Raw genomic sequence first — 16,259 nt, 5'->3', positions numbered from 1 at the left:
GGCGGGCTCGCCTGGCACTCACGGCTCCGGCAGCTCGCTCCAGTCGACCGACAGCCGCGAGCTGAACCGCGGCGCCCGGCGATCCAGGAAGGCGCTGACGCCCTCGCGGGCGTCGGCCGTGCCCATCACGCGGTGGTGCAGCCGGGTTTCCAGCGACGCGACCTGCCTTGGGGTGTAGTTGTTGATCGCGGCGTCCCACAGCAGCCGCTTGCACAGCGCGGCCGACATCGGCGCCACGTGGGCCGCGATGTCACGGGCCATCTCGCGCGCATGGTCGAGCACCCGCTCGGAAGGCAGCGCCCGGTTCGCGACGCCGAGCGCCACCGCCTCGGCCCCGGTGAAGGTGCGCCCGGTGAGCAACAGCTCGGCGGCCACCCCCAGGGTGGCCAGGTGCGCGAGCGTCCAGTGCGACATGCAGTCCGGGATCACTCCCCGGCGCACTTGCACCACACCGTATTTGGCGTCTTCGGCGACGATGCGGATGTCGGCCTGCAGGGCGATCGTCAGTCCGATCCCGATGGCGTGGCCGTTGAGCGCGGCGATCACCGGTTTGCGCAACTCGAAGGCGGCCGGGTCGATCGGCGACGCGGAGAACGCGCTGGCGTCCGCCGGGGCGTCGAACGGCGAGATGTTGCCCGAGAAATCCGCCCCCACGCAGAAGGCGCGGCCGGCCCCGGTCACGACAAGGGCCCGGACGTCGTCGTCGGCGTCGCACTGCCGGTAGGCACGGCTCAGCAGCCGGCCCATGTCGGCGGTGTAGGCGTTGAGATGGTCGGGGCGATTCAGCGTCAGCACCGCCACGCCCTCGTTGATGTCGACCGTCACGTCGGCGCTCATCGCCTTGCCCCCTACTCGGACAGCTGGAACTCCACCATGTCGGCAAGCGCGTCCACGGCCTCGGAGAGCGCCGCGAAACGCTCGGCGGCCGACGGCGCCGACAGCACGGTGTAGCGGTCGGCCGCGCCGATCGGGATGCGAGACGCCAGCGCGAACAGGCGCCGTCCCGGGTCGCCCGCTCCGTCACCCAGGAGCGCGTCGCGCTCCGGCAGGCGCGCACCGCGCGCCTCGGCGACCCGCTCGAACAACGCCACCACGCGCTCCTCCAGTGCGAGCAGCTGCGCATCGCTCACCGGCTCCCCCGCTTCGTCGGGCCACACGGCGACCGTCGCGCGCGGATAGGGATCGTCGGGCAGCCACTCACGCACCCGGATCCGCTCGCCGGTCCGGCACCGCAACACGTATCGGCCCGCACCCTGTTCGGCGTGCTCGGCGATCCGGGACAGCACGCCGACGTCGCACCGCGCGTCGCCGCCGCCGACCTCGCGGCCCCGCGCGATCAGCACGACACCGAACGGTTCGTCGGCGTCGAGGCAGTGTTGCACCAGCGCGGCGTAGCGGGGCTCGAAGATGCGCAACGGCAGGTCCTCGTCGGGCAGCAGCGCCGACTCGAGCGGGAACATCGCCAGCTCAACGGGTGCGGAATCGGCCATGACTCCAACCTAGATGTCCAGCTCGGCCACCAGCGCGTCGACGACCGCGCGCAGGTCGCCGTCGTGTTCCTCGGCCACCCGGCGCTGGCGCTGGTAGGACGCGCCGTGGGTCGCGATGTCGGCCACCGCGCGCAGCTCGTCGGCGCACTGCAGCGACTCGGCGACGGGCTCCAGCCGGTTCAGCACGTCGGTGAGGTCGTCGGTCACCAGCCGCTCGTTGCTTTCGGCGTCCAGGATGATCACCGCGTCCAGGCCGTAGCGGGCCGCACGCCACTTGTTCTCCTGGACGTGCCAGGGCGGCATGGTGGGCAGCGTCTCGCCGGCGTCGAGCCTGCGGTCAAGGTCCACGATCAGGCAATGTGTCAACGCCACCAACGCGCCGAGCTCGCGCAGGTTGGAAACGCCGTCGCAGACGCGCACCTCCAGCGTGCCGAGGTGCGGCGAAGGCCTGATGTCCCAACGGATTTCGTCCATGTGGTCGATGATGCCGGTCTTCTTCTGATCGTAGACGAACCCCTCGAACTCCGACCATCGCTGAAAGTGAAACGGCAACCCGGCGGTGGGCAGCTGCTGAAACATCATCGCGCGGTTGCTGGCGTAGCCGGTGTCCTGGCCGCCCCACCACGGCGACGAGGCCGACAGCGCCAGCAGGTGCGGGTAGTACTTCAGCAGGGACGTCATGATCGGCATCACCTTGTTCGCCGACGATATCCCGACGTGGACGTGCACCCCCCAGATCAGCATCTGCCGGCCCCACCACTGGGTGCGCTTGATGAGCTCGGCGTAGCGGGGGGCGTCGGTCAGCTTCTGGGCGGACCACTGGGCGAACGGGTGGGTGCCCGCACAGAACAGCTCCATGCCGCGGTCCCGGACGATCCGGCGGGCCGGGCGCAGGGTCTCGCCCAGGTCCTCCATCGCCTGCGCGGTGCAGTCACAGATGCCGCTGACCACCTCGACGGTGTTGCGGAGCAATTCCTTGTGCACGCGCGGGTTTTCACCGATCTCGGCGATGACGGCGGTGGCCTCGTTGCTCAGGTCGCGGGTCTGCGCGTCGACGAGCGCGAACTCCCACTCCACGCCGATCGTCGGCCGCGGCGAGGGGGCGAAATCGATGCGGGATCTGGCCCTAGCCGGCACCGATGACACCGCACGCCACCCGCTTGCCGGCGTCACCGGTCGTCATCGTCGTCTGGTCGGGACCCGGCGTTCCGTTGGTCTGGTTGTAGCGGTCCGACGGGATGTTGGCGAAGTTGTCGGCGCCGGCGTGAATGATGATCGCCGTCTTCTCGCCGCTGGTCAGGTCCTCCATGGCGAACGCGTCCGTCGTGGTCACCAGCATGCCCACGCCGTCCTTGCGGACCTGCAGCGAGGTCAGGTCGCCGCTCTCGGGCATCCCGGAATGCCCGGGGGCCTGGAAGTGGCCACCGGCCGACAGGAAGTCGCCGGGCGCGCCGCCGGTCGGGGCCGTCGAATTGGGCTCGCACTTGCCCACCTTGTGGATGTGCACCCCGTGGAAGCCGGGCGTGAGGTGCCCCGGGCCGGACGTCGCGATGGTGACGGTGGCATAGCCGTTGCTGAAGTCGAACTTCGCGGTCGCGACCTGGGTCCCGTCCGGCGTCTTGAGCTGGGTGGTCAGGCTCTGCCCCGCCGGCTGCTGCTCGGCGCCGTCGGTGCCCGAGCTGGGCGAGGGCGCGGCCGCTCCGGTCCAGATCGCCGGCGTGGTGCCGGAGACCGTCGACGCGTGCTGGGGCGACGAGCACCCGGTTACCAATGCGATTGCGGACATGGTGGCGGCAGCGGCATTGCGGTGCTTAGGCATAGCGGAAGCCTAGCCCGACGGCCCCCGAAATTGGAGCAGCGCCAACGTCAGCCCGTCACCAGCACGATGACGCCGGGCGGCTGCCCGTTCAGCGCCGGAATGCGCGGCTGGACGGGGGCTCCCAGGTTTTTGCCGACCGCGTCCGCGGTGGCGTGTTCATCGTCGGCGTCGGTGTAGTAGACGGTGGTGGCCGTCACGTCGGGAATCGTCAGGTTGCCGACGTCGGTCACCTTGAAGCCGGCGCCCGAGAGCTGATCCTTGGTGTGGGCGGCGACGCCCTCTTTGGACGAGATGTTGTACACGCGGACCTCGGCCTGGTTCGCCGGGGCGGCGCTGGTGGTGGGCGGCGCGCTGACGCTGCTGGTCGCGGTGGAGACGGCCGACGCCGAGTCGTCGTCGGATTTGCCCGAGGAACTCAGCGCCTGCCAGCCGAGCAGCAGGAAGATGACGCCGAGGAACAACAGCACCATCACCATGGCCCGCAGGGGAAGCCCCGTGGAATCGGGAACACGCTCTTTCATCGCGCCCCACTGTAGCGAGTCAGGTCACCTCGAAGCCGAGCCGCCGCGCCGCCCGCGCCTTCTGCCGGCTGGCACGCAACCGCCGCAGCCTCTTCACCAGCATCGGGTCGGCGGCCAGCGCCTCGGGCCGATCGACCAGCGCGTTGAGCACCTGGTAGTAACGCGTCGCCGACATCGAGAACAGCTCCTTGATGGCGTCTTCCTTGACCCCGGCGTACTTCCACCACTGGCGTTCGAACGCCAGGATGTCGTGTTCACGGCGGGTGAGGCCATCTGCGATGTCAGCGTCGTCCCCCGATCGATTTGCCCGCGCCATGGCGCTGTCCATATCGCTTCCCCTGGACCCTTCCGGCGATGCTCAAAGTGTTCGAATGACTTAATACATAGGCGTTTTTAGGGCATGCTTCGCGCGAATATTGAACCACGCCGCGAACCCTCAAGCCGTAATGCAGACCCGCGAGTCTCCCGATTGGCCGCGATTGCCCGGCGCCGTCCACCCCCGCCCGCGAACGTAACGGCACGGTGGAAAATCACGCGAAGATTCGCCACGGCGTTACGCTCGCGGGCACGCGGCGGTCGGGCACCCGGCCCGCGCATCGCCGCCGGGCCTAAGCTTTCCGACCATGGCAGTCGTACCGATACGCATCGTGGGGGATCCGGTGCTGCACACCCCGACGACGCCGGTGCCCGTCGGCGCCGACGGTTCGCTGCCGCCGGACCTGGCCGAGTTGATCGCCACCATGTACGACACCATGGACGCCGCGCACGGCGTCGGCCTGGCCGCCAACCAGATCGGCTACGGCCTGCGGCTGTTCGTCTACGACTGCGCCGAAGACCGCGGGCTGACCGACCGCCAGCGCGGCGTCGTCATCAATCCCGTTCTGGAAACCTCCGACATCCCCGAGACCATGCCCGACCCGGGCACCGACGAGGAGGGCTGCCTGTCCGTTCCCGGCGAGTCGTTCCCGACCGGCCGGGCGAAATGGGCGCGGGTCACCGGACTCGACGCCGACGGCAAGCCGATCACCATCGAGGGCACCGGCCTGTTCGCGCGGATGCTGCAGCACGAAACCGGGCACCTGGACGGGTTCCTGTACCTGGACCGCCTCATCGGCCGGTACGCGCGGAGCGCGAAACGGGCGGTGAAGTCCCACGGTTGGGGCGTCCCCGGATTGTCGTGGCTACCGGGCGAGGGGCCGGACCCGTTCGGTCACTGATGGTTTCGTGGCCGGCCCTGGGAACCCGGGTCACGGTTCGCTACCGGCGCCCGGCCGGATCGGTTCCGCCGCTCACCGACGCCGTCGGGCACCTGCTGGCGGTTGATCCGCTGGTGCGCGTGCGGACGAAGACGGGCGCGGAGGTCCAGTTCCCCGCCGCCGACGTCGTCGCGCTGCGGGCGCTGACCGACGCGCCGGTGCGCACCTCCGACATCCGGGCGCTCGAGCACGCGGCCGCCACGGCCCGGCCCGGTGCCGAACGGGTCTGGCTCGACGGGTGGCTGCTGCGAGCCGGGCATGGGGCCGCGCCGGCCGCCAATTCGGCCGTGCCGCTGGATGTTTCGGCCCGGTGGACCGCGATCCCCGAGATCGTCGCGTGGTACGAGCTTCGCGGCCTGGCGCCGCGGCTGGCCATTCCCGAGCGCTTGTTGTCGCTGCCGCCCGGGGTCACGGCCGAGCTCACGGAGCAGGTCCTGGTGCGCGACCTGGCCGGCGTCACGCCGGGACAACCGGACCGCGGGACCTGGCGCGCGACGGTGACCGACGCGCCCGACGGCACCCGGTGGCTGGGGCTGTCGGCGCCACTGCGCGAGGGGGTGTTGGCCTGGGGCGCGAGCCGCGGGGCGACCCGCGCCTACGTGGAACTCGCCGACGGCGACACCGACACGATTGGCCTCGCCGAGTCCCTCGGCTTCCGCCCGCACCATCGTCGGCGCTACATCCGGGCCCGACGAGCCGATACCGTCTAGCCATGCTTCGCCTGGCCACCTGGAACGTGAACTCGATCCGCACCCGGCTGGACCGCGTCCTGGACTGGCTGGCCCGCGCCGACGTCGACGTGCTGGCCATGCAGGAGACCAAATGCGCCGACGGCCAATTCCCCACCCTGCCGTTCTTCGAGCTCGGCTATGAGGTGGCACACGTCGGGTTCAATCAGTGGAACGGCGTGGCCATCGCCTCCCGCGTCGGCCTCGACGACGTGCAGGTCGGGTTCGAGGGCCAGCCCACCTGGAGCGCGAAACCGGAAGTGGCCGCCACCGCGGAGGCGCGCGCGCTGGGGGCCACCTGCGACGGCATCCGGGTGTGGAGCCTGTATGTGCCCAACGGGCGCGCCGTGGGTGATCCGCACTACACCTACAAGCTGAATTGGCTTGCGGCGCTGCGGGATACGGCTTCCGGCTGGCTGCGCGACGATCCCGGCGCGCCGATCGCACTCGTCGGCGACTGGAACATCGCCCCGACGGATGAAGACGTGTGGAGCACCGAGTTCTATGCCGGCGCGACCCACGTCTCCGCGCCGGAGCGGAACGCCTTCAACGCGATCGTCGACGCGCAATTCACCGACGTGGTAAGGCCTTTCACGCCCGGCCCCGGCGTCTACACCTACTGGGATTACACCCAGCTGAGGTTCCCGAAGGCACAGGGCATGCGCATCGACTTCATCCTCGCCTCGCCGGCGCTGGCCGGCCGCGTCACCGGCGCGCAGATCGTCCGGGACGAACGCAAGGGCAAGGCGCCAAGCGATCACGCACCCGTCCTGATCGATGTGAGCCCGCTCTGAGAAGTTGCTCGTTGTACGCGCGTTTGTAACGTGGCAGGCTTTCGCCCTAGAGAACAATTTCGTTGTTGCTGTTAACCTCGCGTTCAACGGGTATACGGGTTGCCACGCGGTTCCCAGTGAGAGCGATCAGAGACCAGGGAGTCACCATGGGCGTCGTCGGCGGGGCAGTCCGCAACGTGAGCAAAACAGTGGGTCGTGCCGCGGACGCGACCACAGCGGCCGCCGGCGCTGTCGGCGGCGCCGCGGTCAACGGAATCGTCGGCGGCGTAACGGGAGCCGCGGACGGCATCAAGCGCGGCATCAGCAGCGGCAGTCACTCGACGCCGGCCGCCGCGCTGGCCCTCGGCGCGATCGGCGTCGCCGGCCTGGTCGAATGGCCGGTGTTGCTCGCCGTCGGCGGCGGCGCGCTGTTGCTGCACCGGATGCAGCACAAGCAGCAGGGCCAGACGGCATCGAAGGCCAACCTCAAGCCGGTGCCGTCGGAGCCCGCACCCAAGAAGGTCACGCCGGCAAAGTCCGCCGCCAAGCCGGCGGCCAAGAAGGCGACCGGGCGCCGCGCCGGTGCCGCCGAGTTGCGCAGCACCAACTGAGACCCGTCTGAGCCGCCCTTGAGCATTGTCACGTCATTACCACGATCGACACCGCTGCGGGCTCTCACCTCACTGGCGCACGAGGCCGTCCACATCGCGGCGATTCCGCTGCGCGAAGGCGCCCGGGCGCTCACCGGCGACCTTCCCCACGAGACGCTGGGCCGGCGCTGCTGGCGTGGCCAGAGCCGCGCCTGGATCGAAGTGCGCGGCCTCGAGGACGACGAATCGGGTGAACTCGGGCCCGCCGTGCTCGACGCGGTCCGCGCCCACCGCGGCGTCACCGCGGCCGGCCTGAACCGCCCGTTGTCGCGTGTCGTCGTCACGCCCGGCGATGCGGACACCTCGCTGCGCGACCTGTGCCGCCTCGTCGAGGGTGCCGAAAGGCATTGCCGCTCAACGAGAAAACCCTCGGCGATGGCCCTTCCCGGCGACGGGGTGGTGGCCGCGACCAGAGCGGTGACCGTGGCCGCCAACGCCGCCGGGCTGGGCATTGCGCTGGCCGGGCGGGCGCTGCGCTGGCCCCGGCTGCCGATCGGCGTGCAGGCGCCCATCGTGGCGCTGGATTACCAGCCCTGGCTGCGGCGCCTGCTCGAGGACCGCATCGGCGGCCCTGCGACGGACACCGTCCTGACGCTGGCCATGACGGCGGCGGAAACCGTCACGCTGGCGCCGGCGTCGCTGTCGGTGGGCCTGCTGATGCAGTCGCTGAAGGCCGCCGAATGCCGCGCCGAGGCGCGCGCGTGGCGCCGGCACGAGCCCGAGCTGGCGCGCCACGCCGGGCAACCGGGCGGTGACGCGCCGCCGCCGCGACCGCCCCGCGCCCGCATCGTGGAGCGCAACGCGGGCCGTTTCGCGCTGGTGCAGGCGCTGGGTGCCGGGCTGGTCGGCGCCACCACCCGCAACCCGAACATGGTCGCCACCGCGCTGCTGGTGACCGCCCCCAAGGCCAGCCGCACCACGCCGGAGGCGTTCGCCGCGGCGCTCGGACGCGGATTGGCCGACCAGCACGCCGTCCTGTCGCTGCGGCCCGACGCGCTGCGCCGCCTGGACCGCGTCGACGCGATCGTCATCGACCCGCGCGTGTTGTGCACCACCGGGCTGCGGGTGGCGCGCATCCGCGGCGCCGGCGAGATCGACCTCTCCGCGGCGTGGGACCGCGCCCAACTGGCGCTGGAGCGCAACGGGCACCGGCCGGGCTGGCACCGGGTGCCCGGCATGTCGGCCGCCGAACGGGGCTCCGCGGTCGAGGCGCTCTTCCGCCCCGGCCACGACCCGTTGGCGTCGGCCGTGGTCGCCGAGGCGCATCGCACGGGCGCCGAGCTGGTCTCGGTCGACGTCGATTCGCTGGGTGAGTTGCGGCCGGCGTTCGACGACATCAAGCCGTTGGGCGAGGGCTCGGTCGACGACGCGCTCGCCCGCGCGGTCACGGACCTGCAACGGGCCGGCCGCACCGTGGCGGTGCTGTCATCGCTTGGCGCACAAGCGATCTCGGCTGCCGACGTGGCGCTGGGCGTGCTGCCCCAGCCCGCCGCGGGCCCGCCGCCCTGGTGTGCCGATCTGCTGCTGCCCGACCTCGCGGCCGCCTGGCGGGTGCTGCACGCGCTGCCGGCGGCCAGGACCGCCACCCAGCGCGGCGCCGGGATTTCGGCCGGCGCGACGGCGATGGGTTCGCTGCTGATGATCCCGGGCATCCGCGGCCTGGGCCCCGGGCCGGTGACCACCGGCGCGGCGGCCGGCGCGCTCTCCGGTTACCTGCTGGCGCGCGGGATCATGACCGCGAACGTGCCGCGGCCGGCGTCGGTCCACGAGTGGCACGCGATGTCGGTCGACCAGGTCCGCCGGGCGCTCCCCCCGCCGCCCCCATCGGAGGCGGACGCCTCGCCGCAAGGGCGGGCCCCGACGCCCCCGCCCGCGCTCTGGCAGCTCGTCAAGGCCGTCCGCGCCGAGCTGACCGACCCGCTGACCCCGGTGCTGGCGCTCGGGTCGGCGGCCAGCGCGGTGCTGGGTTCGCCCGTCGACGCCGTCCTGGTGTTCTCGGTGCTGACCGGCAACTCCATCCTGGCGGCCAGCCAGCGGCTGCGCGCCGAGAACCGCCTGAACCGCCTGCTCGAGCAGCAGATCCCGCCCGCCCGGAAGGTCGGGATCGGTCCCGACGGGCAGCGCACCTACACCGACGTCATCGCCGCGCAGTTGCGGCCCGGCGACGTCATCGAGATCCGGACGCACGAGGTGGTGCCGGCCGACGCCCGCATCGTCGAGGAGGTCGACGTCGAGGTCGACGAGTCGACGCTCACCGGCGAGTCGCTGTCGGTGGAGAAGCAGGTCGACGCCACACCCGGAGCCGACCTCGCCGAGCGTCGCTGCATGCTCTACGCCGGGACCACCGTGGTCGCGGGCACCGCGGTCGCGCTGGTGACCGCGGTCGGGGCCGACACCCAGGAACGCCGGGCCGCCGAGCTGGTGTCCGGCGACCTGTCATCCGACATCGGGCTGCAGCACCAGCTCAGCCAGCTCACCAACCGGGCCTTCCCCGTCAGCGTGACCGGCGGCGCGCTGGTGGGCGGGCTGGGGCTGTTGCGCGGCACGGGACTGCGCCAGGCGGTGTCCAGCGGCATCGCCATCGCCGTCGCGGCGGTGCCCGAGGGCATGCCGCTGGTGGCGACGCTGGCGCAATCGGCGTCGGCGCGGCGGCTCACCAGGTTCGGCGCGCTGGTCCGCGTGCCGCGCTCGGTGGAGGCGCTCGGCCGCATCGACGTGGTCTGCTTCGACAAGACGGGAACGCTCAGCCAAAACCGCCTGCGGGTGGCGCAGGTCCGCACGGCGCCGGGTTGCTCGCCCGAGGAAGTTCTGCGCCACGCCGCGCACGCCGCACCGGCCGCCAACGGCAACCCACACGTGCACGCCACCGATGTCGCGATCGTCGAGGCGGCCAGGCGTTCGCTCAACGGCTCCACACCGGACACCGAGTCGGACGCCCATCTGCCCTTCCGCTCCGGCAGGTCGTTCTCGGCCTCCGTCACCGGAACCGAGCTGACCGTCAAGGGTGCGCCCGAGGTGGTGCTGGCCGCGTGCGGGAACGTCGACCCGAAGATCGACGCGACGGTCTCCGAGCTGGCCACCGACGGGCTGCGGGTGATCGCGGTGGCCCGGCGCGAGCTGACGCCGCAACAGGCCCGCGCGATCCGGGACGACCCGGACGACATCGCGGAGTTCTGCACCGACGGGCTGACACTGACGGGGTTCCTCGGCCTGTCCGACACCCCGCGCCCCGAGGCCGTCGGGCTGCTCGCCGACCTGCGCCGGCAGGGCGTGGGCGTGAAGCTGATCACCGGTGACCACCCCATCACCGCGCTGGCCATCGCCCGCGAGCTGGGCCTGTCGGTGACCGACGAGCAGGTGATCAGCGGGGTCGAGTGGGACTCGCTGTCGCGCAAGGACCAGGCGCGGGTGGTGACCGAGCGGGTGATCTTCGCGCGGATGACGCCTGAGAACAAGGTGCAGGTCGTGCAGACCCTCGAGGGCGCCGGCGTGCTGTGCGCGATGGTCGGCGACGGCTCCAACGACGCCGCCGCCATCCGGGCCGCCACCGTCGGCATCGGGGTGGTGGCGGGGGGCAGCGACCCGGCCCACCTGGCCGCCGACGTCGTCCTGGTCGACGCCCGCATCGAGGCGCTGGTGGAGGCCATCGCGGAAGGCCGCCAACTGTGGCAGCGGGTGCAGGCGGCGGTGTCGGTGCTGCTCGGCGGCAACGCCGGCGAGGTGCTGTTCGCCATCATCGGCAGCGCGATCACCGGCACGTCGCCGCTGAACACCCGGCAGCTGCTGCTGGTGAACATGATGACCGACGCGCTGCCGGCGGCCGCCCTGGCGGTCAGCAAGCCCAGCGGCCAGATCGACCCCGGCCTGCGCGGCCCGGACCGTCCCGCGCTGTGGCGGGCCGTGGCGATCCGCGGGGTCACCACGGCCGCGGCGACGACGGCGGCGTGGGCGATGGCGGGCGTCACCGGACGCCCCCAGCGGGCGTCCACCGTCGCGCTGGTCGCGCTGGTCGGGGCCGAATTGGGTCAGACGCTGCTGGATTCCCGCGCCCCGCTGGTGGTGCTCACGGCGGTCGGGTCGCTGGGTGCGATGGGGACGCTGATCAGCATCCCGGTGGTCAGCCAGTTGCTCGGCTGTACACCGCTGGGTCCGGTCGGCTGGGGGCAGGCTCTGGGAGCCGCCGCCGGGGCGACCGTCGGGGTGGCCGTTCTGAATCGTGTCGCGGAAGGTTGGGGCAGGCCGAGCCCATCGCACACGCTGCCACCCGGACCTGGCGCGCCCCGGCCGAACGTTGAGCCCGGCGACCGGGATGACGAATCTCCACAATCCCGACCCGCCACAACAGCGCATAGAGTTCCAGTAACGGCACCCGCAGCACCAGAGCAATCGACGAAACCAGCGGATCGCCGCCGGGGTCGGTCATCGTCGACATAGCTCCGACGGTGGCCTCAGTACCCGGCGGGGCGGCAAACCTATAGTTACCGGAAGGCAAATGATGGCGGAAAAGAAGACCCGCAGGGGGACCTCGCAGCGCGAAGCGGTAGAGAAGATCCGCGAGGGCGAGACGTTCGTGGTGAACGTGCCGGTGGTGGGGCAGGTGGAGATACCGCGCCCGGAGCAGTTGGCCTACTTCGGAGGCCTGGCCGCCCTGGCCGCGCTCGAGCTCATCGACTGGCCGGTCGCCCTGGTCATCGCGGCGGGGCACCTGCTGGCCAGCAACCACCACAACAAGATCCTGGAGGAGCTCGGCGAGGCGATGGAAGAGGCCTAGGCTTCCCGGCCGCTCACGTGACGGCGACGGCTCGCTCGAAGGTCAGCGTGACCCGGGTGCCCCCGGGGGTCCGGACGGTGTCGACGCGGTCGGCGAGCCCACCGATCAGGGTCAGCCCGCGGCCGCGCCGCCTGCTGCGCAGGCTGGCCGACGAATCACCGACCCAGCGCCCGCTGTCGCTGACGGTTATCGCGACGGTCTCGTCGTGCAGGAAGGCCTCGACGGACACGGTTTTGCGTGGCTGGCTCTGGCTGCCGTGCTCGATCGCGTTGGTCACCGCTTCCCCGGTCGCCAGCAGGATGTCCTCCTCGCGGCCTGGATCCACGGCGATGCTGTCCAGCCAGGCCCGCAACTGCTTGCGCGCGACGGGAATCTGCGGCGGCGCGGCCGGCAGCACCGTGGCGAAGCTGCGCGCCGCCGAGTGGCTCGGCCGCAGCGCGAGCACCACGACGTCGTCGCGGTAACCCTTGGGCGGCGTCATCCGCGCGAGCAGTTCGGTGCAGACGGATTCGACCGGCAGCCCGGCGCACTCGGCGGCGGCGGCCCTCAGCCGGGCGAATCCGTCGTCGAGCGTCTCGCCGGCCCGCTCGATGAGCCCGTCGGTGTACAGCAGGATCATGCTTCCGGGCGCCAGCTCGACCGTCGCGGCGGCGCCGGCCGGCTGGCCGTCCTCGACGGCCACCGGGGGGCGGCGCCCCGACTCGAGGAAGACCGGGTCACCGTCGGACGGGACCAGTAACGGGTAGGGATGCCCGGCGCAGCTGTAGCTCACGGTGGCGCCGCCCGCGCCCGCCCCGGTGTCGACCAGGGCGTAGGCCACCGTCGCACAGCGAGCGCCGGTGACGCTGGCCGCGTACCTGTCCAGGGCGGCCAGCACCGCGGGCGGTTCGGCGGCGGTGAGCGCCGAGGCGGCCACGGCGGCGCGCAGCCGGCTCATCACGATCGCGGCGGCCAGGCCGTGCCCGACGACGTCGCCGACCGAGATCCCGATCAGGCCGGCGCGGCCGAGCGGGGTGACCGAGTACCAGTCGCCGCCCACCCGCATCGCTTCGCCGGCCGGCTGGTAGACGGCCGCCACGACCGCGGCGGTCGAGCCGCGATCCAGGTCCAGCAGGTGCTCTTGGAAGTCGACGGCGATCCGGTGTTCCTGCGCCATCGCCCGGACCCGGTCCAGGGCGGACTGGGTCAGCTCGGCGATCCGGCCGAACGTGGCGAGCTCGGCGGGCTCGAACTGGCGCGGCGTGGGCCACAGCAACGCCAGCGCGCCGACGACGCGACCGGTGTTGTCGCGCAACGGTTGCGCGACGCAGGCGCGCACGCTGTCCGCCGTGTCGCGCACGGCGTGCTGATAGCGCTGCGGCAGGCCGAACGTGTCGGGGACGATCATCGGCTCGCCGCTGCTGATGACGTCGGCGCCGATCAACGGCGCGTCGAGCGCGGCCACGTGGTAGCGATCCCGCACTTCCACCGGCAGGTCCCCGGCGTACTCGAAGCGGACGTGGTGCTCCCCGTCGAGCACGCCGATGGTCACCGCGGCGGGATCGCCCGACCCGGATGCGTGGCCGATCAGCGCGTCCAGGATCCCGGCGACCGAGTCGGTGGCCTGCAGGGCGGAGTCGAGGTGCACCAGGTCGAGCCGCGCCTCGCGGCGCTGGCGGTCGCGCTCGCGGGCGACCGCCGACAACCGCGACGCCACCCTGTCGACCAGCTCCTGGGAGCGGAACGGTTTCGGCAGGTAGTCGTCGGCCCCGCCGGCGAAGCCCTCGTCGACGGCCTCCGCGCCGGCCCGGGCCGACAGCATCAGGACCGGCGTGGCCGCCAGCGCGGGATCCGCGCGGATCGCCGCAACCAGCTCGAAGCCGTTGAGGCCGGGCATCATGACATCGGTCACGATCGCGTCCGGGTGCAGCTCTTTGGTGGCGGCCAGGGCCGACTCGCCGTCGGCGGCCAGAACCGTGTCCCAGTGGGCGGACAGCACCCGGTCCAGGTGCGCGCGCATGTCGGCGTTGTCGTCGGCGATCAGCACCAGCTGGCGGGCGCCGCCGGGCGCCCGGTGGGCGGTCGGCACGGCGGCGGGCTCGGCGGCCGGCGGCAGCCACTGACGCGCCTCGGCCACGTACGGGTTGCTTTCGTCCGGCGCTCCCGCGGGGACCTGCTCGACCGCCTCGCCCGCGACCGACCGCGGCAGCCGGATGGTGACCGTCGTTCCGCGATCCAGTTCGCTGTCGATCTCCACCGTTCCGCGTTGCAGGTCGACCAGGCCGCGCACCAGCGCCAGTCCGATGCCGGTGCCCTCCACGCTGCGCCCGCGCACGTTGTCGGCCCGGTAGAAGCGTTCGAACAGGCGGTCCAGGTCCTCGGGGGCGATCCCGACCCCGGTGTCGGCCATCGTGATCCGGCACTGCGCGGACTCGGCGCGGACCCGGACCGAAATGGAGCCCCGCAGGGTGTATTTGACGGCGTTGGACAGCAGGTTGAGGACGATCGTCTCCCACATGCCCGGATCGACGTCGGCCAGCGCCGGGCCGCAGTCCAGCACGAGGTCCAACCCCGCCCGTTGGCACAGCTCGGTGAACGACGACGCGATGTGGGCGGTCAGCGCGCCCACGTCGGTGCACACCAGCTTCGCGTTCGCGCGGCCGGCCTCGATGCGGGAGAAATCGAGCAGCGAGTCGACCAGGCGCTGCAGGCGCCGCGCGTTGCGTCCCGCGGCGCTCAGCCGATCCGCCAGGACGCTTTCCGGCGGGGCGTCGGACAGCGCGTCGTCGAGCGGTCCCAGCAAAAGCGTTAGCGGCGTGCGGAATTCGTGGCTGACGTTGGCCAGAAACGCCGTCTTGGCCCGATCCAGCTCGGCGAGCGCGTCCGCTCGCCGCCGCTGCTCCTCATAGGAGACCACGGAGGCCAGCGCCGACGACAACTGGTCGGCGAGCAGCTGGCAGAAGCCGCGGTACATCGCGTCGAGGGGGCGGCGCGGGCTGGCCCCGATCACCAGCGCCCCGGCGTCCGCGCCCTCGCCCAGCGGCAACACCACGGCCTGCCGCGGGCAGTTCTCGCCGAGAACGCCCGCGATGCCCGGGATCGTCTGTTCGAGCGCGTCGATGGTGTGTGCGGCCCGCGAATGCGGTGCCGGGTCCCGGCCCGTGAGCTCGGTCAGGGAGCCCGGCAGCAGCCCCAGGACCGAGGGCGTCGCGCCGCGCAGCGTGCCGCCGAGGTACACCGCGATGAACGGGAGGTCCAGCGGCTGCGCGCCGCACACCGCAACGGCGCTGTGCACGGCGTCGTCGATGGCGTGGACGTCCATCAGGGCGGTCGCCACCGCATTGAGCAGATGCAGCCGGCGTTCGCTCAACACCCGCTCGGTGGTTTCCCGGACGGCGCAGAAGATCCCGTAAACGTCTCCCGCACTGCCGATCAGCGGGCTGTAGCTGAAGGTGAAGTACCGCTCCTCGGGCTGGTCGCCGGTAATCAGCGACAGCATCAGGTCGTCGGACCAGGTCGCTTTTCCGGTGTCGAGGACGCTGGTGAGCATCGGGTGAATCTGGTCCCAGATCTCCCACCACACCTGCTCCGCCGGGCGGCCCAGGGCCGCCGGGTGCTTGTTGCCCAGGATCTGCGCGTAGGCGTCGTTGTACACGAGGTACAGATCCGTCGGGCCCAACCACAGGACGATGGGAAACCGCGACGTCAACGCCACCGCCACGGCCACCCGCGCCTCGGCCGACCATTGATCCGGCGGACCCAACGGGTGGGCGGCCCAGTCGCACTCGGCGAAACGGCGACCCATCTCGCCGCCCAACGCGACCGCAGCCGCCAGATCAGCCGGCAGCCCGGGGTTCATTGCCGGTGGTCGCGGTGCAACGCGTCGGCCAGCGTCGGAGAGATGTCGAGGATGCGGTCCAGCTCGGTCACCTGGATCGGCCTGAGCACCAGGTCGTGGTCGGCCACCAGACGGACCGACGTACCGGCTGCCTTCCCCTCCTCGTGGCACTCGAGGACGGCGTTCAGCGCCGCGCTTCCGAAGAAGCTGACCGATTGCATGTCGATGACGACCAGCCGCCGCGGGTGGGTCGCGGCCACCTGGAGCGCGGCGATGAGGTGGGTGGCGAGCTCGTCGACGTTGCTGGAATCGACGTCGCCCTTGACGCGCACGACTACCGCATCCTCATTGGCCTCGTGGTCGACCGCCAACAAATCCATGCCTTTCGCCCTACAGCATGTGCCGTCCAGATTTTGAAGATTAACCCGTGCCCG

Annotated in this window: 14 protein-coding genes and 1 pseudogene; 6 read left to right on the top strand and 9 right to left on the bottom strand. The window is 71.7% G+C overall.

Annotation, left to right across the window (positions count from 1 at the left end; all coding sequences use genetic code 11):
* Positions 1–18 precede the first annotated feature (18 nt).
* The 6 genes from A5705_RS18535 to A5705_RS18510 are packed head-to-tail and all read right to left on the bottom strand — an operon-like array spanning position 19 to position 4,158.
* On the bottom strand, positions 19–837 hold the full coding sequence (locus tag A5705_RS18535) for an enoyl-CoA hydratase-related protein (RefSeq protein WP_067882770.1): 819 nt from the start codon (positions 835–837) through the stop codon (positions 19–21).
* Between the two features lie 11 nt (positions 838–848).
* Positions 849–1,490 carry an LON peptidase substrate-binding domain-containing protein gene (locus tag A5705_RS18530; protein ID WP_067882769.1) on the bottom strand — a complete coding sequence of 214 codons (642 nt, stop codon included), beginning with the start codon at positions 1,488–1,490 and terminating at the stop codon, positions 849–851.
* Between the two features lie 9 nt (positions 1,491–1,499).
* A complete protein-coding gene (locus A5705_RS18525) occupies positions 1,500–2,627 on the bottom strand; it encodes a glutamate--cysteine ligase (protein WP_082956549.1) in 1,128 nt (375 codons plus the stop codon).
* Positions 2,617–3,309: a superoxide dismutase family protein gene (locus A5705_RS18520; RefSeq protein WP_067882767.1), complete on the bottom strand. Its 693-nt coding sequence runs from the start codon at positions 3,307–3,309 to the stop codon at positions 2,617–2,619. Before A5705_RS18520 ends, A5705_RS18525 begins: the two co-directional genes overlap by 11 nt.
* Before the next feature lie 47 nt (positions 3,310–3,356).
* Entirely contained in the window at positions 3,357–3,830 is a 474-nt protein-coding gene (locus A5705_RS18515; RefSeq protein WP_067882766.1) for a LytR C-terminal domain-containing protein, read from the bottom strand.
* A gap of 19 nt (positions 3,831–3,849) precedes the next feature.
* The gene (locus tag A5705_RS18510; RefSeq protein ID WP_066917645.1) at positions 3,850–4,158 is read right to left on the bottom strand and encodes a DUF3263 domain-containing protein; all 309 of its coding nucleotides are present in this window, start codon (positions 4,156–4,158) and stop codon (positions 3,850–3,852) included.
* Positions 4,159–4,453: 295 nt separating this feature from the next.
* Between A5705_RS18510 and A5705_RS18505 the strand changes: the two genes are divergently transcribed.
* The 5 genes and pseudogenes from A5705_RS18505 to A5705_RS29220 form a co-directional block, all read left to right on the top strand.
* The gene (locus A5705_RS18505; RefSeq protein WP_067882765.1) at positions 4,454–5,047 is read left to right on the top strand and encodes a peptide deformylase; all 594 of its coding nucleotides are present in this window, start codon (positions 4,454–4,456) and stop codon (positions 5,045–5,047) included.
* Positions 5,047–5,796 carry a GCN5 family acetyltransferase gene (locus A5705_RS18500; RefSeq protein ID WP_067882764.1) on the top strand — a complete coding sequence of 250 codons (750 nt, stop codon included), beginning with the start codon at positions 5,047–5,049 and terminating at the stop codon, positions 5,794–5,796. Before A5705_RS18505 ends, A5705_RS18500 begins: the two co-directional genes overlap by 1 nt.
* Before the next feature lie 2 nt (positions 5,797–5,798).
* Positions 5,799–6,608, top strand: coding sequence for an exodeoxyribonuclease III (locus A5705_RS18495; protein ID WP_067882763.1), 810 nt, complete (start codon positions 5,799–5,801; stop codon positions 6,606–6,608).
* 146 nt (positions 6,609–6,754) lie between these two features.
* A complete protein-coding gene (locus A5705_RS18490; protein ID WP_068279175.1) occupies positions 6,755–7,198 on the top strand; it encodes a hypothetical protein in 444 nt (147 codons plus the stop codon).
* 414 nt (positions 7,199–7,612) lie between these two features.
* Positions 7,613–11,383, top strand: a pseudogene (locus A5705_RS29220) (HAD-IC family P-type ATPase); the annotation flags it as partial.
* Here the strand turns inward: A5705_RS29220 and A5705_RS28900 are convergent.
* Positions 11,355–11,660, bottom strand: a complete 306-nt coding sequence (locus A5705_RS28900; protein WP_255382823.1) for an Rv1535 domain-containing protein — start codon at positions 11,658–11,660, stop codon at positions 11,355–11,357. The pseudogene A5705_RS29220 and the gene A5705_RS28900 sit on opposite strands and share 29 nt — an antisense overlap.
* Positions 11,661–11,732: 72 nt before the next feature.
* On the opposite strand from A5705_RS28900, the gene A5705_RS18480 reads away from it, so the two are divergent.
* Entirely contained in the window at positions 11,733–12,008 is a 276-nt protein-coding gene (locus tag A5705_RS18480) for a hypothetical protein (RefSeq protein WP_156738553.1), read from the top strand.
* Positions 12,009–12,021: 13 nt separating this feature from the next.
* On the opposite strand, the gene A5705_RS18475 is transcribed toward A5705_RS18480, so the two are convergent.
* Both A5705_RS18475 and A5705_RS18470 read right to left on the bottom strand, forming a co-directional pair.
* Positions 12,022–15,846: a SpoIIE family protein phosphatase gene (locus tag A5705_RS18475; RefSeq protein WP_068279169.1), complete on the bottom strand. Its 3,825-nt coding sequence runs from the start codon at positions 15,844–15,846 to the stop codon at positions 12,022–12,024.
* Positions 15,843–16,205: an STAS domain-containing protein gene (locus tag A5705_RS18470; protein WP_068279167.1), complete on the bottom strand. Its 363-nt coding sequence runs from the start codon at positions 16,203–16,205 to the stop codon at positions 15,843–15,845. Before A5705_RS18470 ends, A5705_RS18475 begins: the two co-directional genes overlap by 4 nt.
* Positions 16,206–16,259: the final 54 nt, after the last annotated feature.

This window comes from Mycobacterium sp. E787 (genome assembly GCF_001668725.1).
Lineage (GTDB): Bacteria > Actinomycetota > Actinomycetes > Mycobacteriales > Mycobacteriaceae > Mycobacterium.
The sequence above is the reverse complement of the archived record's forward strand: the minus strand, read 5'-3'. Positions and strand labels throughout refer to the sequence as shown.